The sequence below is a fragment of the Actinoplanes oblitus genome (assembly GCF_030252345.1).
Taxonomy (GTDB): domain Bacteria; phylum Actinomycetota; class Actinomycetes; order Mycobacteriales; family Micromonosporaceae; genus Actinoplanes; species Actinoplanes oblitus.
Genome location: NZ_CP126980.1, coordinates 2,077,418 through 2,099,612 on the forward strand (window position 1 = coordinate 2,077,418; position 22,195 = coordinate 2,099,612).

Sequence of the window (22,195 nt, forward strand, 5' to 3'; positions counted from 1 at the left end):
ACTCGTCAGAAGCCGCCTTCGCCGGGGGCGGCGAAATACGGCGGGGCGTCGTCGTCGAGGGCCAGCTCCAGGAGACGCCTGTTGAAGGGGTTGAGGCGGGGCAGGGCGTCGAGGGGGAACCAGGCGACGGCCAGGGACTCGGTGTCGTTGACGCGGGCTTCGCCACCGACCGCGCGGCAGCGGAAGAAGATGTTGACCATCTGGCACTCGTCGCCGTTCGGGTAGGTGACGTCGTGGGACACCACACCGGCCAAGCGCTCGATCTTGACCTGGACGGCGGTCTCCTCCTCGACCTCGCGGAGGACCGCGTCGGCCGGCTGCTCGCCCGGGTCCATCAGGCCGGCGATCAGGGACCAGTTCCCGGTGTCGCTGCGCTGGTGCAGGAGCAGCTCGCCGCGGTCGTTCAGGACGGCGGCGGAGACCGTGGGGAACATGATCAGCTCGTGACCGAGCCGGGCGCGCAGGTTCCGGACGTATTCCGAAGCAGGCATGAACGGACCCTAACCGGACCCGGTTGCGAAGGCGTGAACGACGCGGCCCGCGTCAAGCCCCCGGCTGGCCCTGGTGGTGGTGTCAGCGCGCGTGAGGGGACCGTCAGTGCCAGCCGGGTGTGGGGGCTGGTGCTGGTGGTGGTGTCGGCGGCTCTGAGGGGACTGTGAGTGCCAGCCGGGTGTGGGGGCTGGTGCTGGTGGTGGTGTCGGCGGCTCTGAGGGGACTGTGAGTGCCAGCCGGGTGTGGGGGCTGGTGCTGGTGGTGGTGTCGGCGGCTCTGAGGGGACTGTGAGTGCCAGCCGGGTGTGGGGGCTGGTGCTGGTGGTGGTGTCGGCGGCTCTGAGGGGACTGTGAGTGCCAGCCGGGTGTGGGGGCTGGTGCTGGTGGTGGTGTCGGCGGCTCTGAGGGGACTGTGAGTGCCAGCCGGGTGTGGGGGCTGGTGCTGGTGGTGGTGTCGGCGGCTCTGAGGGGACCGTCAGTGCCAGCCGCCTGTTCGGGCTGGTGCTGGGGGTGGTGTCGGCGGCGGTGAGGGGACCGTCAGTGCCAGCCGGGTGGGCGGGGCTGGGGGACGAGCGCCATGGGGGGCGGCTGAGGGTAACGGGACCGGCGGTCAGGTGTGGGCGTCGGCTGGGGTGGTGACGGTGGGGGCGACCACCGAACGGTTGCGGCCGGCGGCCTTGGCGGCGTAGAGGGCCTGGTCGGCGGCGCGCAGCAACTCGGCCGGGTTGGCCGCGGGGCCGTGGACGGCGGCCGCGCCGATCGAGGCGGTGACGGTGAGCAGGTCGTGGTCGGTGGCCTCGAAGGGCAGGTCGGCGATGGTGCGGCGGGTTCGCTCGGCCAGGGTGGGCAGGTCGGTCCCGGTGACGTGGGGGACCAGCGCGGCGAACTCCTCGCCGCCGTAACGGGCCACCACCGTGCCGGAGCGTTTGCCGGCGTCCAGGCGACGGGCCAGCTCCCGCAGGACAAGGTCGCCGGCCGGATGGCCGTACGTATCGTTGATCTTCTTGAAGTGGTCGATGTCGATCATGAGCAGGCCGAGGCCGTGACCGGCGCGGGCGGCCCGCCGGCACTCGGTGGCGAGCGCGTCCTCGAAGAAGCGCCGGTTGCGCGCCCCGGTCAGCGCGTCCGTGTCGGCGGCCCGCCGCTGCGCCGCCACCAAACCCGCCATCCGAGCCATCACCAGCAGGAACATCACCGCGCAGGCGCTGCTGGTGAGCGGCACGTTCGGGTTCTCGCCGGCCAGGTGCTCGCCCAGCTGCAGGCCGGGCACCATCAGTACGGCCGCGGTGAGCAGGGTGAGCCGGGCCCGGGTGGCGTCCGGCGCGGCCACCGGGCTGCGCGCGTCGAAGTCGCGCATCGCCGGATGCAGCGCGCAGGCGGCGATCATGCCGAGCGAGACGACCCACAGGCCGCTGGTGAACGGCTCGGTGGTGTTCGCGCCGCCGAGCAGGCCGATCGCGGCGTACAGGGTGTCCGCCGCGAACATCGTGCCGAGGTAGCCGAAGAGCAGGTGGAGCGCGACGCTGCGGGTGCCCGAGCCGAGCACCAGCCCGACCGCCAGGAACAGCAGCATCAGGTCGAGGACCGGGTACGCCGCCTCGGTCAGTTTCGCCGCGAGTGGCAGAGCCGAGTCCTGCGCCACCGGCTCGACCAGGAACTCCCAGGTCAGCAGGCCGGAACTGAGCGCCACGACGATCGCGTCGACGGCGGTGGCGAAGTCCCAGCCGGGGGTGCGCCGCCGGATGAAGGTGAGCACCGCTGCGCCGGTCAGCAGATAGCTGCTCAGGTAGAGCAGGTCGCCCGGGGTCGGCTCGGCCATCGCCCCGGTGCTCCACACGTCGAAGTCGTAGACCACGTCGGCGGCGGTGTAGGTGGCCTGGCCCAGGGCGAGGATGAGCCAGCCGCCGGGGCGGGCCGGGCGGTGCAGGCGGATCCCGGCCAGGATCATCAGCGGGGTGGCGCAGGTGACGAACAGGTAGGGGATCTCGTAGCCCAGGAACGGCCCGCCGAGCAACTGGCCGAGGCACCGGAGCAGCGCGCAGACCGCGACGACGGCGAGCCAGAGCCGCCACGCGACGCCGCGCTGCCGGGTGCGTTCCATTCGACCCATCATCGACCGTGTTGGTTGCGATCGGGCCTGATCAGAGTTTTCGGACCCGCAGGTTCTCGGCGACCGACCAGGCCTGGAACGGGCAGCCGGTCGCGGCGTGCGGTGCGTCCCCGTCGGCGGTCTCCGAGATCGACCCGAGCCCGTACTCGGACAGGTGCAGGCCGGCGTCGGTGAGCACGTCGGCGAGACCGCCCGGGGGAGCGCCGAGCCGGTGCCAGGCCGTCAGGTACGGGCCGATCAGCCAGGGCCAGACGGTTCCGGTGTGGTACGCCGTGTCCCGCTCCGCCGGCCCGCCCCGGTGCCGCCCGTGATAGCCGGGCGTCCCGGGCGCCTGACTGCGCAACCCCATCGGGGTGAGCAGCGCCGCCCCGATCCGGGCCAGCACCGCCGGATCCGGGCGCAGCGGCGCGTGCGGCAGCGACCAGGCGAGCAGCTGGTTGGGCCGCATGGTGTGATCGCCGAGCACGTCCTGCAACTGCCCGGACAGGGTACGGAAGGACCTGGCGAAACTGTCCCGCGCGGTGGCGTGCACCGTCGCGAAGGTGTCGCCGAGCGTGGCCAGCCCGTTGACCCACAGGGCGTTGATGTCGACGGCCTTGCCCGCCCGCGGGGTGATCGGCACCCCGTCGACGCGGGCGTCCATCCAGGTCAGGGCCTCACCGGCGGCCCCCTGCACGAGCAGCCCGTCGGCCGGGTCGGCGCGGATGCCGTAGCGGGTGCCGGCCAGGTGGTGCTCGATCACGCCGGTCAGCGCCGGCCGCAGCTCGGCGGCCAGGTCGGTGTCGCCGGTGACCGTCACGTGCCGGTCGACGGCGTGCAGGAACCAGAGGGTGCCGTCGGCGGTGTTGTACGCCACGCCGCCGGTGTCAGCGGTGTTCGCCAGCATCCCCTCGGACAGCGTCGCGGCGTAGGACCGGAGCAGCTCGCGCCCGGTGTCGAAGCGTCCGGTGGCTAGGAATAGGCCCTCGTAGCTGATCATCGTGTCCCGGGACCAGGCGCCGAACCACGGGTAGCCGGCCACCACGTCGGGGCCGGTGCGGGTCCGGACCACGAACGCGTCGGCGGCGAGGACGAGCGCGGCGTCGTCCGGTGCGGCACCCGCCACCACCGCCCGGTTGCGCTCCCGGGCCGCGTCCACCACGGTGGCGGCCGGCGGTGGCGGCTGCTCGAGGTCGTCCGCCCAGGCGCTGATCTCGGCGATCGCCCCGGGGCGGTCCAGCGTGGCGTGGAAGCTCCCGGCGTACCATAAATTCTCTTGATCTTGAAGGCCGCGCGCCGCCTCCGCGCGGTAACGGACATCGCGGAACCACTCGCCGGCCGCGGCGAAACCCGGTCCGGCGACCCGGTAGGCGTCCTCGACGACGCAGCCGTCGGCGGTCGGCGTGACGGTGAGCGCGGGGCCCTGCCGGCCGTGGGCGTCCCGCCAGGCGCAGAGCGCCTCGACGGCGATCCGGACCGGCCCGCCGGCGATCAGCCGATGGACCACCGCGACCGCCGGGCGCCCGGTGGTCATCGCCAGCTCCCGCTCGACGACGATGTCGCCGATCCGCCACCGCCACCGGGGTATCCCGTCTATCAGGAGGAATCCGGACAGATAGGAATGCCCGCTCGGCGCGATGACGCCGCTCGCCCACTCGTGGCAGCCGAGCCGCACCCGGGCGCCGGACGGCAGGGTCAGCACCGCGTCCAGCGACGCGAGGCCCAGCATCCGGGACGCCGGTGTGGTACCCGCCACTACCAGCAGCCCGTGGTAACGACGTGTTCGCAACCCTGTGACGGTGCCCATGGCATAGCCCCCGACACCGTCGGGTACCAGCCACTCTCGGGTCGACCCGGCGTCCGTATCGGTACACAACTGCGGTCCGAACCTGATCGGGCACACGGTGGACACGGGAGGGAACCTCCGACCTATGGGCAGAATCGACGGAGCCGACACACTTGACACCAGACCGTGACAGTCTCAGTGTGATCGACTCCGGGTCGTAATGGTGGGGATGGTGAGAACGGACGTGTCGGAGCGGGATCGGCTGGCCCAGGCCGACTCCGGCGAGCAGCCGTGGCGCGCCTGGGGTCCCTACCTCTCCGAAAGGGCGTGGGGCACGGTCCGGGAGGACTACAGCGAGCACGGGACGGCGTGGGACTACTTCCCGCACGACCACGCGCGGTCCCGGGCGTACCGGTGGAACGAGGACGGCATGGCCGGCGTCTGCGACGACCGGCAGACCTTCTGCTTCGCGCTCGCGCTCTGGAACGGCAAGGACCCGATCCTCAAGGAGCGGATGTTCGGCCTCGGCGGCGACGGCGGCAACCACGGCGAGGACGCCAAGGACTACTGGTGGTACCAGGACTCCACGCCCACCCACTCGTGGATGCGCTGGCGCTATCACTATCCACAAGCCGAGTTTCCGTACGACCAGCTGGTCCGGGTCAACGGCCAGCGGTCCCGCACCGAGAGCGAGTACGAACTCGTCGACACCGGCGTCTTCGACCACGACCGGTTCTGGGCGGTGACCGTCGACTACGCCAAGGCCGGCCCGCACGACATGTGCGTGGCGATCACCGTGTCCAACCGCGGTCCCGACCGGGCCACCCTGCACGTGCTGCCCACCCTCTGGTTCCGCAACACCTGGGCGTGGGGCCTGCCGAACCGGCCGACGCCGTCGCTGACCGGCACCCCGGGCCGGATCGCCGGGCGGCACCGGTCGATCGGGCACGTCACCCTGGCCGCCGAGGGCGCCCCGCCCGCGCTGGTCTGCGACAACGAGACGAACGCGCAGCGGCTGTGGGGGCTGCCCGGGCGCAGCCCGTACCCGAAGGACGGGATCAACGACTTCCTGATCTGCGACATGCCGACGGTCAACCCGAGCGGGGTCGGCACCAAGGGCGCGCTGCACTACGAGCTGACCCTGGAGCCGGGGGAGACCCGGACGCTGCGACTGCGCCTCACCCAGACCGACGACCCGGCCGGCGAGCTCGACCTGGGCGCCGGCTGGGAGACGGTGATGCGCGACCGGCTCGCCGAGGCCGACGCGTTCTTCGCGGAGATCATCCCGGCGGCCGCCTCCGAAGAGGAGACCGCGGTGGCCCGGCAGGGCATCGCCGGGCTGATGTGGGGCAAGCAGTTCTACCACTTCGACGTGAAGCAGTGGCTGGTCGGCGACCCGGGCAACGCGCCGCCGCCACCGGGCCGGCGCTACGGGCGCAACAACGGCTGGTGGCACATGAACAGCTTCGACGTGATCAGCATGCCGGACCCGTGGGAGTACCCCTGGTACGCCGCCTGGGACCTGGCATTCCACTGTGTCAGCATCAGCCGGGTCGATCCGGGCTTCGCCAAGTCCCAGCTGCTCCTGCTGCTGCGCGAGTGGTACATGCACCCGAACGGGCAGATCCCGGCGTACGAGTGGTCGTTCGCCGACGTGAACCCGCCGGTGCACGCCTGGGCCGCGCTGCGCGTCTTCCAGATCGACGGCTCCCGCGACTACGACTTCCTCGCCAAGGTGATGCACAAGCTGCTGCTCAACTTCACCTGGTGGGTCAACCGCAAGGACGTCGGCGGCAACAACGTCTTCGAGGGCGGGTTCCTCGGACTGGACAACGTCGGCCCGTTCGACCGCTCGGCGGCGCTGCCGGTCGCCGGCGTCCTCGAACAGTCCGACGGCACGGGCTGGATGGCGATGTACGCGCTCAACCTGCTCGACATCTCGATCATCCTGGCCCTGCACGACAGGTCCTACGAGGACATGGCGACCAAGTTCTTCGAGCACTTCACGTACATCGCGGAGGCGGCGTACCGGCAGGGGCTGTGGGACGAGGAGGACAGCTTCTTCTACGACGTGCTGCGCCTGCCGGACGGGCACAAGGTGCCGCTCAAGGCCCGCTCGATCGTCGGCCTGCTGCCGCTGGCCGCCACCACCCGGCTCACCTCGGACACGCTGAGCCGGCTGCCCGAGGTGAGCGCCCGGGTCCGCTGGATGCTGCACAAGCAGACCGACTACGGCGACGTGATCAGCGCCCGGCGCCTCGGCGGCGCCGATCGGCGCCGCCAGCGGTTGCTGAGCATGGTCGGCCAGGACCAGCTGTTGCGGATTCTGGCGCGGTTGCTGGACCCCGAGGAGTTCCTTTCCCCGTACGGCCTGCGCACGCTCTCCCGCGCGCACCTGGAGAAACCGTTCACCGTCTCGCTGGGCGGCTCGGACTTCACCGTCGGCTACGAGCCGGCCGAGAGCACCAGCGGCCTGTTCGGCGGCAACTCCAACTGGCGCGGCCCGGTCTGGATGCCGGTCAACTACCTGCTGGTCGAGGCGCTACGGGAGTTCGCCGAGTTCTACGGCGAGGACCTGCGGGTGGAGTACCCGACCGGCGCGCACACCAAGACGTCGCTGTCCGAGGTCGCCGACGACCTGGCCCGGCGGCTGATCGCGCTGTTCGTCCCGGACGAGTCCGGACGCCGGCCGATCTACGGCGCGACCGACCTGTTCCACACCCACCCGGACTGGAAGGACCTGATCGTCTTCCCGGAGTACTTCCACGGGGACAACGGGGCCGGCCTGGGCGCCTGGCACCAGACGGGCTGGAGCGCCCTGGTCGTCGACCTGATCCTCACCCTGCACGACAAGCGCCGCTGACCGGCGGGGCGCCCCGGCCGGGCGCCCCGATCGGGATCAGTGGGAATGGCTGACGATCGCCTCGGCCACGTGGCGCAACTGCTCGTGGTCGGGGTGGAAGCCGGCGGCGATGTCCGGGTGCAGGGCGGCCTTCGCCTGGTCCAGCAGCATGCTGGTGACCTGGTCGACGCTCTCCCCGGCGTACCGCTGGCGGATCCGGACCGTCGCGGCCTGGAGTGCCGAACTGAGCTGGTCCTCAAGGGGACCGCGCAGTTTCTCCTCCACCGGGTTGAGCGATTGCGGGTCGAGGGTGATGTGCGGCTCGGCCAAGATGTCCTCCGGAGGTCAACGACGCCGTGCGGATACCCGTCGACCAACCTCCAGTAAACCCCGCGGACCCGTCCGGCCGCCGGGTTTCCCCAGGAAGAGGGAAAGTGGCGCCGGACGCGGGTCGGTGGTCCAAGGAGAGGCTCTCGATCGCCTTGGACCACCGACGACATCTATCGCTACCCGTTCGTGAGCGGGCTAACCACCTCGGCGAACAACGGCGGCAGAAGTTGCCGGAGCACGTCGATCCCGTCCCGGCTGAGCACGGATTCCGGGTGGAACTGCACCCCGGCGAAGGCCGGCCCGCGCAGCGCGTGCACCGCCCCGTCGGCCGGGTCCCGGGCGATCCGCACCGGCCCGTGCACCGAGTCGATTGCCGGGCCGGCGGCGACCGCGGCGAAGCTGGAGTAGAACCCGACCCGCCGGACCGCGCCGAACAGGTCCACGTCCCGGGCCAGCCCCTGGTACGGCGAGTCCCGCCGGATCAGCGACAGCCCCAGCTCGCACGCGAGCAGCTCCTGGCCCAGGCAGACGGCGAACAGTGGCAGCCCGCTCGCCAGCCGCGCCCGGACGATCCCGCGCATCGCCGCCATCTTCGGATCGCCGGCGTCCTCCGGGTCCCCCGGTCCCGGCCCGACCACCAGCAGGTCCGCCGCCGGCACCGGTGCCGACCAGGGCACCACCGAGACCGCCAGCCCGAGCGCCTTCAGCTGGTGGGCCAGCATCGCGGTGAACGTGTCCTCGCCGTCCACGATCACCGCGGACCGCCCGGCGAGGGCCGGCGTCACGAGCTCGCCGGGCGCCCGGGAGTCCAGCCAGAACCGGGCCAGGCCGGCGTTGCGCTCGGCGAGCGCCCGCAACTCCCGCTCGCCGGGCACCGGGGCGGACGAGTCGCGTACCGGAAGGGCGGCGGCACCGAGCGCGGCCAGCACGCCCGCGGCCTTCGTGTGGGTCTCGGCCACCTCGCCGGCCGCCGTGGAATGCCGCACCAGCGTGGCACCGACCGGCACCCGCAGGGTGCCCTCGGGAGTGATCTCCGCGGTCCGGATCATGATCGGCGCGTCCAGGCTCTGTCGCCCGGCGTCGTCGACCGAGAGCAGCGCCAGCACCCCGGCGTAGTAGCCGCGCCCGCGCCGCTCGTGGCGGGCGATCACCCGGCAGGCGTTCTCGATCGGGCTGCCGGTCACGGTCGGCGCGAACATGGTCTCCCGCAGCACCTCCCGGACGTCCAGCGAACCCTTCCCGGCCAGCAGGTACTCGGTGTGGGTCAGATGCGCCATCTGCTTCAGGTACGGCCCGGCCACCTGCCCGCCGTGCTCGGCCACGGTGGCCATCATCTTCAGTTCCTCGTCGAGGACCATGTAGAGCTCCTCGACCTCCTTGGGGTCGCGCAAGAAGTCGAGCAGCGACCCGGACCCGTGCCGGAACGTGCCGCTGATCGGGTTCATCATCACGATGCCGTCGTTGACGCTGACGTGCCGCTCCGGCGTGGCCCCGACCAGCGTGCGGGTGCCGGTGTGCACCAGGAACGTCCAGTAGGTGCCCTGCTCCTGAGCGAGGAGCCGGCCGAACGCGGCCCGCGCCGCCTCGACCGGATCGCCGTCGACGGACGCCTCGAACACCCGGTGGATCACGAAGTTCGCGCCCTCGCCGTGCCCGATCTCGTCGCGCAGCACGTCCTCGACGATCCGGCCGTACTCGTCGTCGCTCAGGTCGAAGCGCCCGCCGGTGACGCTCAGCTCGCCGGCCGGGAAGTCGCTCAGCGGCCGGGTCTCCCGCGAGTCGACCAGCAGGCACTCCAGCGGCGTCCCGTCGTCCACGCAGGCGAAGCCGCGTTCGGCGATCTGCCGGTAGGGCACCGCGGCGAGCACCTGCCGCCCGGGCTCCAGCGGGATGCCGGCGAGTGTCTCGACGGTGATCACGTCGCCGGTGAGCACCTCGACGTGCTCGGCGCCGTCGCGGTGCAGGTAAGCGAAGGGCATGGTTCCTCGTTCCGGGCCGGGCGGGCGCCGCACCGAAGCCGGACCATGCGAAACGGCCGCCTCGGGGAGGCGGCCGCGGGTGGGTTACGCGCGGGGGATGTGGCCGCCGGTCAGGCGGGCCACCACATGCTCGATCGCGCGTTCATGCCCCGGAGCGTAACGGCGTCCGCACGTCGCGCGCCACCCGTCCCGCATGGAGGGACACCGCCTCAGGCGGCGAATGCGTGCCGGACGGCCATCCGCGCCCACCGCATCCGCCCGAGGGCGCAGTCCGGGTGCTCGCCGAACTCCTGCGCCACCAGCGCGGCGCACCCGTGCGCGCCCAGCCGGTCGACGGTGGCGGTGATCGCCTCGCGGATCAGCTCCGCGGTCGGCTCCTCGGAACGCTGCAGGTCCGAGACGAACAGCGCCTCGGTACGGACGTCGTCGATCACTGCGCTCATCGGGTCCTCCTCGGTCCGGTCGGTAGCCCTGCGGTTGCTTGCCCATCAGCACACCGCCACCGGGATGCGGGCCGGGCGCAGCCGGGTTGCAGCTCGGGAGCGAGCCGTGCGGCGGTAGGTGTCATACCCGGGGTTCGGTGCTCGGCGGGCCGCGGATGGGTCGGATTTCCGGCAGTCCGGTGCGGTGCGTCGTGGCTCGGGCGGCCGGGAATCGCGGACCGCCCGCCCGCCCGGAGATAACCGGATATTGTCGGAAAGTAGTGACGCCGATCGAGGGGAGCTGCCGTGACCACGGTCCTGGTGGCCGACGACGATGCCGACATCCGTGACCTGGTGGCCTTCAAGCTGGAGCAGGCCGGACTCGAGGTGATCACGGTCGGCGACGGTCAGGCCGCCGTGGAGCAGGCCCGGATCCACCACCCCACTCTCGCCGTGCTGGACGTTTCGATGCCGCTGCTGTCCGGGATCGACGTGTGCCGGATGCTGCGCGCCGACCCGGCCACCGCCGGCATGCTGATCATCATGCTCACCGCCCGGGTGCAGGAGCAGGACGTCGAGGGCGGCTTCAGCGCCGGCGCGGACGACTACGTGACCAAGCCGTTCAGCCCGCGGGAGCTGGTGTCCCGGATCCAGGCACTGCTCACTCGCGCGCGGACGTGAGGGCCGGGCCGGCCCGCACGTCCGCGACGAGGTGACCCGCCGGTCGACAACCGGTGCGGGTCGTCAGCCGAAGTCGTAACCGCCGCCGCTGCCCGGCACCGCCGCCGGTATCCCGCGGCGGGCCTGCTCGGCCCGGCGTGCCGTGTCGACGATGTCCCACAGCCCGCCGAGCACCAGCACCGCGATGAGCGTGGTGCTCAGCCAGCCGCGCAGGTCGCCACCCGCCGCGTCGAGGAAGCCGTGGAACTCGGGGTTGACGAAGTGGTCGCCGGCCAGCAGCCAGACCAGCGGCACGGTGTACGCCGTGATCAGCACCGCGTTCACCACCGCTGCCGCCCGGGTCCAGGTGCCCAGCAGCGCCGCCCACACCAGCCCGCTGACCAGCTGAATCACGGCGTCCACGATCCCGACCGCGACGACGATCGGCAGCACGGTCCAGAGCAGCGTCTTGAGCAGCCGCCGCCAGAGCGGGAACAGGTCCGGGCCGATCAGGAAGGCGGGACGGCCGGCATACCGATCGGCCAGCCGGTCCGGGTCGCCCAGCTCGGTGAGGGTGGCCTCGACGGCGGCCGCCCGGGTGGTGTCCGGGTGCGGGAGGCCACCGTAGGGACCAGCTGGGGTGAGGGGCTGGTTGTGGTGGTGGTGTCGGGGTGTGGGAGGCCACCGTGGGGACCAGCCGGGGGTGAGGGGCTGGTCGTGGTGGTGGTGTCCGGGCGTGGGAGACCACCACCAGGACCAGCCCGGAGTGCGGCGGGCTACTCGTTGGCGGCCTGGATCAGCTTCTCCAGGGTGCCGGCGGTGACCGGGCTGCCCGGGAAGGCCGCCATCCGCTTGATCGGGATGCTCGCCAGCATCAGCATCATGCCGGGGTCGGCCGCCATCGCCGCCATCGTCGAGTCACCTGCCGACGCCATCGCCGCCGCGAACGCCTCCCCGAGCACCTGCGCGCCGCGCGGATCGGCGAACCACTCGCCGATGCTGGAGTCCTCGGTCAGCGGCACCCGGGCGTCGTCCCCGGCGACCTGCCGGGTGACGGTGGCCCGGATGTCCCGGGAGGAGGCGCCGATCTCGAACACGTAGGCGCCGTCCTCGACCAGCCACCGGTTCAGCCGGGTGTCCCAGTAGGCCAGGTCGTCCCGCTCGATCCGCAGGATGACCTCGACGGTCTCGCCGGCCGGGATCGCCACGTTCGCGAACGCCCTCAGCTCGCGCGGCGCCCGGCGGACCCGCGAACCGGGCAGGCTCGCGTAGACCTGCACCACCTCGCGCCCGTCCCGGTCGCCGGTGTTGGTCACCGGTACCCGGATCTCCAGGCCGGAGCCGCCCGGCGTGCCGTAGGAGAACGTGGTGTAGGACAGCCCGAAGCCGAACGGGTACGCGACCGGGGTGTCCCGCGCGTCGAAGCCGCGGTAGCCGACGTGCAGGCCCTCGCCGTACCGGACGTGCCCGTGCTCACCCGGGAAGTCCAGGTAGGACGGGTGGTCGGCGAGCCGGACCGGGATCGTCTCGGCCAGCCGCCCGCTCGGGTTCACCTGGCCGAACAGCACGTCGGCGAGCGCGCTGCCGCCGGCCTGCCCGAGCAGCCAGCCCTCCACGATGGCCGGCACCCGGTCCTGCCACGGGCTGGTCAGCAGCACCGCGCCGTTGCTGAGCACCACGACGGTGCGCGGGTTCGCCGCTGACACCCGCTCGATCAGGGTCAGGTGCTCGGCGGGCAGGTCCAGCGACTCCCGGTCGGCGCCCTCGGTCTCGTGCGCGGTGCCGACGAAGACCAGCGCCACGTCGGCGGCCCGGGCCACCTCGGCCGCCGCGTCCGGGTCGTCGTAGCCGGCCGCGAACGTGACGGCGGCCGAGGTGGCGGCCTGGATCCGGCTGAGCGCGTCGTCGAGCCGGGTCGGGGTGATCTGCGAGCTGCCACCGCCCTGGTACCGCGGCGTCCGGGCGAACTCGCCGAGCACCGCGATGCTCTGCCCCTCCCCGCGCAGCGGAAGCAACCCGCCGTCGTTCTTCAACAGCACTATCGCCCGTCCGGCGATCTCCCGGGCCAGCTCGTGGTGCGCGTCCGCGTCGTAGCCGCCGGGTTCGCGCTGCCCCGCTTTCCCGATCATTTCCCGTACGCGACGAGCAGCCGTCGCCAGCATCGCGGCGTCGAGCACGCCCGCCTCAACCGCGTCCACCAGAGCCCGGTCGCCGGCCGCGTCCGGGCCGGGCATGGTCAGGTCCAGGCCGGCCCGGACCGCCGCCACCCGGTCGGCCACCGCGCCCCAGTCGGAGACGACCAGGCCCTCGAATCCCCACTCGCCCCGGAGCACCTCGGTGAGCAGCCAGTGGTGCTCGCTGGCGTACACCCCGTTGATCTTGTTGTAGGCGCACATCACGGTCCACGGCTGCGCCCGGGTCACCACCCGCTGGAAGGCCCGCAGGTACATCTCCCGCAGAGTGCGCTCGTCGACGTCGGCGCTGATCCGCATCCGGTCGGTCTCCTGGCTGTTCACCGCGAAGTGCTTGAGCGACGCGCCGACGCCCCGGCTCTGCAGTCCGCGCACCCACGCGGTGGCCAGCACGCCGGTCAGCATCGGGTCCTCGGAGAAGTACTCGAAGTTGCGGCCGCCGAGCGGGCTGCGCTTGAGGTTGACGCCCGGCCCGAGCAGCACCGCGACGTCCATCGCCCGGCACTCGTCGCCGAGCGCCTCGCCCATCCGGTACAGCAGCTCCGGATCCCAGGTGGCGGCGCCGGCCACGGCCGGCGGGAAGCAGGTGGCCGGGACGCCGGCCAGCAGGTCACCGCCGGACGCCTGCATGCGGACGCCGTGCGGGCCGTCGGTCACGGTGATCGCCGGCAGGCCCGCGGACTCGACCGCTGTGGTCTGCCAGAAGTCGCTGCCGCTGGTGATCGCCGCCTGGTCGGCGGTGGAGAGCTCGGCGGTCATTGTCGCTCCTGTACGCTACTGAGTACCTACTAGGTATTAACTACTTGGCAACATAGCCACGCCCCGGGCCGCCCGGCAAGAGGGCACTGATAGGAAAGACGCTGTGAACATGGCATCCCCGCGCCGCCGTGACCGGGCCCGGCTCCCGGCCGCCGAGCGCCGCCGGCAGATCCTCGACGCGACCACCCGGCTGATCGCCGAGCGCGGTTTCTGGGGCCTGTCGATGCAGGACGTCGCCGACGACTGCGGCCTGACCGTCCCGGGCCTGCTGCACCACGTCGGCTCGAAGGACAACCTGCTGGTCGCCGTGCTGGAGCACCGTGACGAGCAGGACCACCGCTCGCTCGAGGCCGAGCTGGGAATGATCGGCGAGCAGGCCGGGTCGGGGATGAGCCGTGAGCAGGCCGGGCCGGGGATGAGCCGCGAGCAGGCCGGCCCGGGGATGAGCCGCGAGCAGGCCGGCCCGGGGATGAGCCGTGAGCAGGCCGGCCCGGGGATGATCCGTGCGGAGGTGACCGAGCGGGTGTCGCTGCCGGAGATCTGCGCCGCCCTGGTCCGCCGCAACGCCGGGCAGCCGGAGATCGTCCGGCTCTTCGCCGTGCTGGAGGCGGAGTCGCTGGCCCCGGACCACCCCGCGCACGACTACTTCAAGGCGCGGCAGGACAGCACCCTCGCGCAGCTCACCGAGCTGGCCAAGGAGCTGACTCCGGAGCCGGAGACGCTGGCCCGGCAGATCATGGCGCTGATGGACGGGCTACAGATCCAGTGGCTGCGGGACCCGGCCCGGACCGACCTCACCGCCGCCTGGTCCGCCGCCGCCCGGACGCTGTTCCCCGCCCCGGAGTGACCGGACGCGGGGCAGCCGGGGGAGTGCTCCGGGCGTACCGGAAATCGGTGTGATCCTCAGGCGGCGCCCAGCCAGGAGCGGACCTCGGCGATCTCGTCGTCGCTGAGGGCGATGGCGGCCGCCTCGGCACGGCTGAGCACGTTGTCGGCGAAGGCCGAGGCGATCTCGGTGGCGTTCGGCGGGGGCTGGCGGTACAGCGGCGCGCCGCCGAACGCGGTGCCCCGGGTGACGAAGGCGATGGCGCTGCGGCTCACGTCGACGCCCTGCGCGGCCAGCTGGTCGCGGGCCCAGCGGGTCGCCTCGGTCAGGTTGAAGTGGTGCCCGGCCGCGTACTCGGCGAGCGACTGGTAGACCGGCGGCCACATCTCCTTGGCCAGCCGGGGCAGGCTGAGCAGGGCGGACAGGCGGCCGACCGGCTCCGGCGCGGGACCGGTGCCGAGCCCGGCCTCGGGTGGCTCGTGCCGGGCCGAGTCCCAGACGAAGTGGTTGGAGAACGTCGCGTTCGGCAGGCTCAGGCTCTCCAGCGCGCGGACGAACCCGCCGTTGCCGAACCAGCTCGTCTCGTCCACGCTCGGGCCGAGCTGCCGGCGCAGGTCGTGGGCGAGCGAGGCCAGGTTGAGCGGGCCGGTCGCCGCGGTGTAGCGCCAGGTCACCAGGTCCCGGAACTGCTCGTAGGAGACCGGCGTCTCCGGGTCCCTGGCGGCCACCGGCGCCTCGTCGTCGCTCTCCACCGGCTCGCCCTGCACCAGCTCCAGCAGCTCCTGGCTGGTGATCAGCCGGTCGGCGACGGCGGTGAACGCCTCGGCCGCGTCCGACGGGGACACGATGGTGGTGCGCCGGTCGGCCCGGCGCAGCCGGACCAGCAGCGGCGTCATGTCCGAGTCGCCGGACCCGATGACGAACTCCTCGTAGGGCACCGGGTCGGCGAGCGCGTCGACGGCGTCGACCACCATCCGGATGTCGGCGGCGTTCTTGGTATGGGTCAGCCGCGGACAGTCGATCACCTCGAAGCCGGCGTTCACGAAGAACGGCCGGAACTGCGAGTAGTAGAGCCGGGGCTGGGCGGCCTCGGTGTCCGGGTTGGGCACCCAGCCGCCCGGGTTCATGTAGCAGCGCAGGATCAGCCAGCGGCGCGGGCCGTCGACGGTCAGCGCCGTGGTCAGCCGGACCAACCACGAGGCCGGGTCCTTGGCGAACTGGATCGCCACGTCCGGATCCTGCTTGATCAGTCCGCTGAACACGTTGTCGAAGTCCAGGTAGAGTGCGGCGCGTACGCGGGCCATGACGGAGAACCTACCGTGCCCGCGCCGCGCCGTCTTTCAAGACCATTCATCCGACCCGGCGGCGGCCGGCGCCGGAGACCAGGGCCACCCCGGCGGCGGCCAGGCCGACCTGCAGGCCCAGCTCGATCCAGTCGATGCCGGGAGTCTCGTCGACGCCGAACAGCGCCGCGAGGAACGTGCCGAGGATCCCGGCGACCACGCCGACCAGCAGCGTCGCCCAAATCGGCAGGCTCTGCCTGCCGGGCACGACCAGGCGCCCCAGCGCGCCGATGATCAGGCCGAAGACGATGCCGGTGAAGATGCCGTTGATTTCCATCTCAACTCCCGTCCGTGCTCGTTGGTTGTCGCCTTCTCCCGGTCGCCGCCGCTCAGGCCGCGTCGACGATCTCCCGCCCGAGCGGCCAGAACGCCACCGGGACCAGCTTGAAGTTCGCGATCCCGAACGGGATGCCGATGATCGTCACGCACAGCGCGATGCCGGCGGTCAGGTGCGCCAGCGCGATCCACCAGCCGAACAGGATCACCCAGAGGATGTTCGCCAGGCCGGAACCGACGCCGGCGCCCGGGCGGGACACCACGGTGCGGCCGAACGGCCAGAGCGAGTAGAGCGCCAGCCGGCCCGCCGCGACGCCGAACGGGATGGTGACGATCAGGACGAAACAGAGCAGAGCCGCGATGCCGTAGCCGATCGCCAGCACCAGCCCGCCGCCGAAGAGGAACCACAGGACATTGAGGAGGAAGCGCACCGGCTCAGCATGAACCTCGGTGGCCACCCCTAGGGGGTTCCCGGATCGCACAGTCCGGGCGGCGGGACCGGCCGGAAGCCGGGTTGGGTACCGACGTGCAGCTTGCTCAGGTGCTTGACGTCCTGCGGGAACTCCACGTGGCCAGTGGCCATCCGGAGATCGCCGAGGTGGTCCGGTTCGGCTCGGATGGCGCGCCCGGCGGCGCGTCACCGGCGGGGTTGCGGATCCGCTACGTGACCGGGTCGGAGGCGTACCTCTGGGGTGCGATCTGGCCGGCGGAGACGCCGCTGCCGGTGCCGGAGGTGTTGCCGCCGCCGAGCCGGCGGGCGATGCGGGCCGCGGCGTTCGCCGCCTGGTTGCTGGAGGCGGCGCGGCCCGGCGCGTTCCGCGCCTGGGAACTCGTCGCACTGTCCGATCTGGGCCCGGCCGGCGAGCGCGGCAAGGTGCCGCTCGGCCTCCGGATCAACTGCCTTGACGGTACGTCGGTGCTGCTGCGCGCCACGGCGGCCGGTGGGCCCACCGTGGAGCCGGACACCGAGCCGCATCCGGACTACCGCATCCCGGCAGCCGGTTGACCGATCAGGCGCCGCCGCTCATGGCGGCGCCGGTGCCGGTGGTGGTGGCCAGGAACCTGGTCGGTGGCAGGGCGCCGCCGGCCGTACGCGAGCCCTCGGCCACCCCGGGATCGACCGACCGGAACCGGGGCACGGTCTCCTGCCAGGAGTTGTGGGTGGCCTCGGCGGCGGCCGACAGGCCCTGCTCACCCTGGGTGTTGCCGGCCGCGACGTTGGAGCGCAGGGTGGCCGGGGCGGTGCCGATCGCGAAGCCGAGCCCGGTGTTGCGGTACGCGGTGTTGTTGCCGAGGGTGAGCGCCGCGGTGTTGCCCTCGTCGACGAAGCCGTGGCCGTCGTTGTGCCAGGCCGCGTTGTGCCGGATCGTGTGGGCGGCGGCCGGTGACGGGGTGCCGCCGCCGACCGCGAAGCCGTTCGCGCCGTTGCGGAACGACCAGTTGTACTGGACGCTCACCGGGCTGTGGAAGTCGCCGAGGTTGACGCCGTCGCCGCCGTTGCGGAACGCCCGGTTGCCGCGCAGCCGGTTGCCGCCGCCGTCGCCGAACTGCACCGCCACACCGGAGCCCCGGTTGTCGTAGAAGTCGCTGTCCAGGATCTGGTTCCCGCTGGTCCCGGGGTCGCGGAGCATCAGGCCGGCGCTGCCGCTGCCGTGCACGGCGAGGCGCTCGAAGACCGTGCCGACGCAGGCCGAGCAGACGTACCCGGAGCTGGGCGCGTCCTTGATCTCCAGGTCCCGTACGGTCCAGTGGCCGGCCCGCTGGGTGATCGCGTACTGGTCGGCGGGGATGCCGGACATGTCCAGGACGGGGTGCTCGCCGGGGTACGCGGTCAGCGTGATCCGTTTCGCGGCGGTGCCGCTCGTGGTGATGGAGACCGGCCTCTTCGGTCGGTAGGTGCCGCCTCGGAGGGCGATCGTCTGGCCCGGCCGCACCACGGTCACCGCCTTGGCGACGGAGGCGTAGGGGTGTTCGGCGGTGCCGTCGGCACTGTCGGAGCCGCCCGGTGCGACATGGATGTCGGCTCGGAAGGTGATTTTCGGTGATGGCGTGGTGGTGGTGGTGGTGGCCTTGGGCGCGGCCGTGGTGGTGACCGAGACGGCCGGTGCGGGGACGGCGAGACTGCTCTCCGGGCCGGCGGGGGAGTGGTGGACCGCGTACGCGAACCCGCCGCCCACCGCCACCGCCGTCACCGCCGCCACGGTCAGCGCCTTGTGCTGCGCGAACGCCAGCAGTGCGGTGCCCTTCGCGGCGGTGACCACGGCCGGCGCGGCCGAGCCGCTGTGGATCGCCGCCTGCAGCGCGGCGGTCAGGCCGAGCGGGACCGGCAGCGCCGCCATGCCGAGCAACAGCTGCTCCGGCGGGATCAGCCCGCCCTGCCGGACAGCGCAGCGCGCGCAGTCCCGGACATGCCGGGCCAGCCGCTTGCGCCAGACCGAGTCGGCGGCGCCGTCCCACGGCCGGATCAGGTGCGACAGGTCCGGGCAGAGCGGCTTGGCGCGCAGCGCCCGGACCACCCCGCGGGCCAGGTCGACCTGGGCCTTCATCCGCTGCACCCGGACCGCCGCGTGCTTCGGCTTGACGCCCAGGGTGGCGGCCAGCTCGGCCCGGGTGAGCTGCCCGGACGCCTCCTGCCACCAGAGCGCCAGCAGTTCCCGGTCGGTCTCCTCGAGCCAACGCCCGGCCTCGGCCAGCTCCCGGCGCTGCTCGCCGGCCACCAGTTCGGCGGTGGTCCGCTCGGCGAAGTCGCCGACCGGGTCGGCCACGTCCACCGGCTCCGGGTGCTGGCGCAGCACGGTCATCTTGCGGGACCGCAGGTGCAGCTGCACCTCGCGGTAGGCGATCGCGATCAGCCACGATCGGAACCGGTCGGCCTGCCGCAGGGCGCCGAGACCCCGGATGGCCTTCAGCATGGTCTCCTGGACGATGTCGTCGACGTCCGGGTGACCGTCCAGGGCGCGCCCGACGACGTTGTAGATCAGCGACAGGTGCCCGGTGACCAGCTGGTCCAGGGCGGCGACGTCACCGCGCTGCGCGTCGCGGACCAGGTCGGCGCCCTCCCGGCGGACCGCTGTCCGACTCTCCGTCACCGTCCCGCGCTCCCTCTCCGGCTCGTCGGCACCCCGCTGATCACGAGGGCAGGCGCGCATCGTGGCACGCCCCGCGGAGCACCGTCAAAGTCTCAAGTCCGGAATTCCGGTATTCGTGGGAGCGCACCCACGGCTAACCGCGCACCAGCTCGCGGGTGATGCCGGCGATGTCGCGGGCGCCGGTCAGCGCCATGGTCAGGTCGAGTTCGGCGACCACGTTGCGGATCACCTCGGCCACGCCGTCCGCGCCGGCCAGCGCGAAGCCGTACAGGTGCGGGCGGCCCAGCAGCACCGCGTCGGCACCCAGGGCGAGCGCCACGAAGACGTCCGCGCCGGTGCGGACGCCGCTGTCCAGCAGCAGGGTCGGCTCCGGCCCGAGCGCCGACCGGATCTCCACCAGCGCGTCCAGCGACGCCACCGCGTTGTCCACCTGCCGCCCGCCGTGATTCGACACCACCAGCGCGTCCACCCCGATCGCCAGGGCGCGCCGGGCGTCCTCCACGGTCAGGATCCCTTTGAGTACGACCGGAAGACTGGTCCGCCGTTTCAACGTCGCCAGGTGCTCCCAGCTCAGGCCGGGGTTGGAGTAGATGTCGAGGAACGTCTCGACGCTGGCCCGCGGGATCGGCGACCGCAGGTTGTCCCAGAACGACCCGGGGTGGTTGCGGGACATCGCCAGCAGCGCCCGGATCGCGCCGAGCGTCACCCGGGGCCGCTCCCGCGGCTGCCGGGCCCGCTCCCCGGCGATCGCCCGGAACACCGGGTCGGAGGTGTACTGGGCGATGCCGAGGCCCTTGGCGAACGGCAGCGAGCCCAGGTTCAGGTCCTGTGGCCGCCAGCCCAGCACCGTGGTGTCCAGGGTGACCACCAGCGCGCCGGCGCCGATCGCCTCGGCCCGGGCGATCAGGCTGTCCACCAGCCGCTCGTCCTTGCTCCAGTAGAGCTGGAACCAGCGCGGCGTGTCGCCCATCGCCGCCGCGCAGTCCTCCATCGGGTTGCAGCCCTGGTTGGAGAAGACGTACGGCGTCCCGGTCGCGGCCGCCCCGGTGGCGATGGCGATGTCCGAGTCCCTGCCCATCAGCGCGCCGGCGCCGACCGGGGCGAGCAGCAGCGGGCTGGGCAGCCGGGTGCCGAGCACCTCGGTGGACAGGTCCCGGTCGACCGCGCCGGCCGCCATCCGGGGCACTATCGCCCACCTGTCGAACGCCGCCCGGTTGCGCCGCATGGTCCGTCCCTCGCCCGCGCCACCGGCCACGTATGCCCAGGCCTCGGCGCTGCTGGCGCGTTTCGCCCGGCGCTCCAGCTCGGCGAAGTCGGTGGGCACCGCCGGACGGCGGCCCAGCGTGCCGGCCCGGTAGATGGTGGCCTGGCGAACCAGTCCGGCGTCCGGCATCCGAGGCTCCTTCATCCGAGACTCCCTGAGTTGTCGTACCCGGTGCGTAGGCTGCGGGTCGTGAGGGGGGATCCGAGCATTCTGCACGTGGACCTGGACGCGATGTTCGCCGCCGTCGAGCAGCGTGACAAGGTCTCCCTGCGCGGAAAACCCGTGGTGGTCGGCGGCCTGGCCGGCCGGGGCGTGGTCGCCACCGCTTCGTACGAGGCGCGGGCCTTCGGCGTGCACTCGGCGATGCCGATGTCCCAGGCGCGGCGCCGCTCGCCGCCCGGCACGGCCTACCTGACCCCGCGCTTCCCGGCGTACAAGCGGACCAGCGAGGTGGTGATGCGCCTGCTCGGCGAGGTGTCACCGCTGGTCGAGCAGGTGAGCATCGACGAGGCGTATGTCGACCTCGCGGTCACCGGGCACGACCTGAGCACCGCGGGCGTCACCGAGCTGGCCCGGCAGATCAAGGCGGAGATCGCCGCGGCCACCGGCGGGGTCACCGGCTCGATCGGCGCGGCCTCGTCCAAGCTGCTCGCCAAGATCGGCTCAGATCTGCACAAGCCGGACGGACTCACGGTGGTCCCGGCCGGCCAGGAGCTGGCCGTGCTGCATCCGCTCCCGGTGAGCCGGCTCGGCGGCGTCGGCCCGGCCACCGAGCAGCGGCTGCGCCGCTCCGGGGTGCGCACCGTCGGCGACCTGGCCCGGGTGCCGCTCGACGACCTGGTCGACTGGTTCGGCACGGCGCACGGGCAGGGGCTGTTCCGGCTGGCCCGGGCGCGCGACGACCGGCCGGTGGTGAGCGAGCGGGAGGCCAAGTCGGTGTCGGCGGAGGAGACGTTCGACGTCGACCTGACCGATCCGGTGCGGCTGAATCGGGAGCTGGACCTGCTGGCGGCGCGGGTGGCCGGGCGGCTGCGGGCCGGCGGGCTGACCGGGCGCACGGTGAACATCAAGGTGCGCCACCACGACTTCACCACGGTGACCCGGGCGGTCACCCGCGACCAGCCGACCGACGACGGGCGGCTGGTCGCGCAGCTGGCCCGGCGGCTGCTGGCCGAGGTCGACACGTCGAGTGGGATCCGGTTGCTGGGGGTGGGCGTGTCCACGCTCGCCGACTTCGCCCAGGACGACCTGTTCTCCGGGAGCTTCCCGGAGCTCGGCGGGCTCTTCGGCGGGCCGGTGGCGCCGCTAACCGAGTTCCCGGTCGCGGAGGCGCCGGGTGCCGGCGTGGCGGTCGAGGTGCTTCCGGCGGCACCGCCGATGGCCGAGGAGGTGGCGGAGCGTCGCGACGTCGCGGCGCCCGTGTGGCGGACGGGGCAGGACGTCCGGCACGACGAGCACGGGGTGGGCTGGGTCTGGGGGAGCGGGCTCGGGCTGGTGACGGTCCGGTTCGAGGGGCCGCTGACGGCACCGGGACCGGTGCGGACGTTTCCGGTGGGGGATCCGCTGCTGCACCCCGCCGACCCGCCGGACTGGACCGGGCGGGGGACGCCTGGTCGGTGAGCCGGGATTCAGCCCGGCGCGGCCTCGCGGCCCGGACCGGCGGCGGCGTGGGCGTCGAGGCACGGGACTTCGCGGCGTCGTACCCCAAAGGGGTTGATCTTGAAGGGCGGACGTGGACGGTGAGCTGCGGTCTGTCGGGTTGTGCGGATAGTGCTTCTCGGCGGGGTTGACCGGAAACGACGGGTGTGGCGCGGGTTGGCAAGTCGATTTGGGGGGAGTACGAACGG

General features: G+C 72.6%; 18 protein-coding genes. 5 read left to right on the top strand and 13 right to left on the bottom strand.

Annotated features, from left to right (window positions below; genetic code table 11):
• Positions 1-5: 5 nt before the first annotated feature.
• The 3 genes from Actob_RS09535 to Actob_RS09545 form a co-directional block, all read right to left on the bottom strand.
• On the bottom strand, positions 6-491 hold the full coding sequence (locus Actob_RS09535; RefSeq protein ID WP_284919693.1) for an NUDIX hydrolase: 486 nt from the start codon (positions 489-491) through the stop codon (positions 6-8).
• A 610-nt stretch (positions 492-1,101) separates the two neighbouring features.
• The gene (locus tag Actob_RS09540) at positions 1,102-2,592 is read right to left on the bottom strand and encodes a GGDEF domain-containing protein (RefSeq protein ID WP_284919694.1); all 1,491 of its coding nucleotides are present in this window, start codon (positions 2,590-2,592) and stop codon (positions 1,102-1,104) included.
• Positions 2,593-2,632: 40 nt separating this feature from the next.
• Positions 2,633-4,483: an amylo-alpha-1,6-glucosidase gene (locus Actob_RS09545; protein ID WP_284922286.1), complete on the bottom strand. Its 1,851-nt coding sequence runs from the start codon at positions 4,481-4,483 to the stop codon at positions 2,633-2,635.
• Positions 4,484-4,595: 112 nt separating this feature from the next.
• Between Actob_RS09545 and Actob_RS09550 the strand changes: the two genes are divergently transcribed.
• Positions 4,596-7,229 (top strand): MGH1-like glycoside hydrolase domain-containing protein, encoded by a 2,634-nt coding sequence (locus Actob_RS09550; RefSeq protein ID WP_284919695.1) that lies wholly within the window; start codon positions 4,596-4,598, stop codon positions 7,227-7,229.
• A 36-nt stretch (positions 7,230-7,265) separates the two neighbouring features.
• On the opposite strand, the gene Actob_RS09555 is transcribed toward Actob_RS09550, so the two are convergent.
• The 3 genes from Actob_RS09555 to Actob_RS09565 form a co-directional block, all read right to left on the bottom strand.
• Positions 7,266-7,538, bottom strand: coding sequence for a hypothetical protein (locus Actob_RS09555; protein WP_284919696.1), 273 nt, complete (start codon positions 7,536-7,538; stop codon positions 7,266-7,268).
• A gap of 176 nt (positions 7,539-7,714) precedes the next feature.
• Positions 7,715-9,517, bottom strand: a complete 1,803-nt coding sequence (locus tag Actob_RS09560) for an anthranilate synthase family protein (RefSeq protein WP_284919697.1) — start codon at positions 9,515-9,517, stop codon at positions 7,715-7,717.
• Positions 9,518-9,726: 209 nt separating this feature from the next.
• A complete protein-coding gene (locus tag Actob_RS09565; protein WP_284919698.1) occupies positions 9,727-9,960 on the bottom strand; it encodes a hypothetical protein in 234 nt (77 codons plus the stop codon).
• A gap of 285 nt (positions 9,961-10,245) precedes the next feature.
• On the opposite strand from Actob_RS09565, the gene Actob_RS09570 reads away from it, so the two are divergent.
• Positions 10,246-10,620: a response regulator transcription factor gene (locus Actob_RS09570; protein ID WP_284919699.1), complete on the top strand. Its 375-nt coding sequence runs from the start codon at positions 10,246-10,248 to the stop codon at positions 10,618-10,620.
• 63 nt (positions 10,621-10,683) lie between these two features.
• Here Actob_RS09570 and Actob_RS09575 read toward each other — a convergent pair whose 3' ends face one another.
• Both Actob_RS09575 and Actob_RS09580 read right to left on the bottom strand, forming a co-directional pair.
• Complete coding sequence (locus Actob_RS09575) at positions 10,684-11,052, bottom strand: hypothetical protein (RefSeq protein ID WP_284919700.1); 369 nt, start codon at positions 11,050-11,052, stop codon at positions 10,684-10,686.
• Between the two features lie 323 nt (positions 11,053-11,375).
• Positions 11,376-13,550 carry a glycoside hydrolase family 3 C-terminal domain-containing protein gene (locus Actob_RS09580; protein ID WP_284919701.1) on the bottom strand — a complete coding sequence of 725 codons (2,175 nt, stop codon included), beginning with the start codon at positions 13,548-13,550 and terminating at the stop codon, positions 11,376-11,378.
• A gap of 109 nt (positions 13,551-13,659) precedes the next feature.
• Between Actob_RS09580 and Actob_RS09585 the strand changes: the two genes are divergently transcribed.
• On the top strand, positions 13,660-14,397 hold the full coding sequence (locus Actob_RS09585) for a helix-turn-helix domain-containing protein (RefSeq protein ID WP_284919702.1): 738 nt from the start codon (positions 13,660-13,662) through the stop codon (positions 14,395-14,397).
• A gap of 56 nt (positions 14,398-14,453) precedes the next feature.
• Here Actob_RS09585 and Actob_RS09590 read toward each other — a convergent pair whose 3' ends face one another.
• Genes Actob_RS09590 through Actob_RS09600 form a run of 3 tightly spaced genes read right to left on the bottom strand, consistent with a single transcriptional unit; the run spans position 14,454 to position 16,426 of the window.
• Complete coding sequence (locus Actob_RS09590) at positions 14,454-15,680, bottom strand: NYN domain-containing protein (RefSeq protein WP_284919703.1); 1,227 nt, start codon at positions 15,678-15,680, stop codon at positions 14,454-14,456.
• A gap of 46 nt (positions 15,681-15,726) precedes the next feature.
• A complete protein-coding gene (locus Actob_RS09595) occupies positions 15,727-15,996 on the bottom strand; it encodes a GlsB/YeaQ/YmgE family stress response membrane protein (RefSeq protein ID WP_284919704.1) in 270 nt (89 codons plus the stop codon).
• A gap of 52 nt (positions 15,997-16,048) precedes the next feature.
• Positions 16,049-16,426: a YccF domain-containing protein gene (locus Actob_RS09600; RefSeq protein ID WP_284919705.1), complete on the bottom strand. Its 378-nt coding sequence runs from the start codon at positions 16,424-16,426 to the stop codon at positions 16,049-16,051.
• A gap of 110 nt (positions 16,427-16,536) precedes the next feature.
• Here Actob_RS09600 and Actob_RS09605 point away from each other — a divergent pair, with 110 nt between their 5' ends.
• Complete coding sequence (locus tag Actob_RS09605) at positions 16,537-17,001, top strand: hypothetical protein (protein WP_284919706.1); 465 nt, start codon at positions 16,537-16,539, stop codon at positions 16,999-17,001.
• A 4-nt stretch (positions 17,002-17,005) separates the two neighbouring features.
• Here Actob_RS09605 and Actob_RS09610 read toward each other — a convergent pair whose 3' ends face one another.
• Positions 17,006-19,084, bottom strand: a complete 2,079-nt coding sequence (locus tag Actob_RS09610; RefSeq protein ID WP_284919707.1) for a sigma-70 family RNA polymerase sigma factor — start codon at positions 19,082-19,084, stop codon at positions 17,006-17,008.
• A gap of 133 nt (positions 19,085-19,217) precedes the next feature.
• Positions 19,218-20,477, bottom strand: a complete 1,260-nt coding sequence (locus Actob_RS09615; RefSeq protein ID WP_284919708.1) for an alpha-hydroxy-acid oxidizing protein — start codon at positions 20,475-20,477, stop codon at positions 19,218-19,220.
• 60 nt (positions 20,478-20,537) lie between these two features.
• On the opposite strand from Actob_RS09615, the gene Actob_RS09620 reads away from it, so the two are divergent.
• Entirely contained in the window at positions 20,538-21,968 is a 1,431-nt protein-coding gene (locus Actob_RS09620; RefSeq protein WP_284919709.1) for a DNA polymerase IV, read from the top strand.
• The last annotated feature ends 227 nt before the right edge of the window (positions 21,969-22,195 follow it).

Coding starts and splice junctions, on each gene's coding strand:
- Actob_RS09615 (WP_284919708.1), bottom strand. CDS start 20,477: ATGCCGGACGCCGGACTGGTTCGCCAGGCCACCATCTACCGGGCCGGC.
- Actob_RS09585 (WP_284919702.1), top strand. CDS start 13,660: ATGGCATCCCCGCGCCGCCGTGACCGGGCCCGGCTCCCGGCCGCCGAG.
- Actob_RS09580 (WP_284919701.1), bottom strand. CDS start 13,550: ATGACCGCCGAGCTCTCCACCGCCGACCAGGCGGCGATCACCAGCGGC.
- Actob_RS09565 (WP_284919698.1), bottom strand. CDS start 9,960: ATGAGCGCAGTGATCGACGACGTCCGTACCGAGGCGCTGTTCGTCTCG.
- Actob_RS09550 (WP_284919695.1), top strand. CDS start 4,596: ATGGTGAGAACGGACGTGTCGGAGCGGGATCGGCTGGCCCAGGCCGAC.
- Actob_RS09535 (WP_284919693.1), bottom strand. CDS start 491: ATGCCTGCTTCGGAATACGTCCGGAACCTGCGCGCCCGGCTCGGTCAC.
- Actob_RS09595 (WP_284919704.1), bottom strand. CDS start 15,996: ATGGAAATCAACGGCATCTTCACCGGCATCGTCTTCGGCCTGATCATC.
- Actob_RS09590 (WP_284919703.1), bottom strand. CDS start 15,680: ATGGCCCGCGTACGCGCCGCACTCTACCTGGACTTCGACAACGTGTTC.
- Actob_RS09540 (WP_284919694.1), bottom strand. CDS start 2,592: ATGGAACGCACCCGGCAGCGCGGCGTCGCGTGGCGGCTCTGGCTCGCC.
- Actob_RS09560 (WP_284919697.1), bottom strand. CDS start 9,517: ATGCCCTTCGCTTACCTGCACCGCGACGGCGCCGAGCACGTCGAGGTG.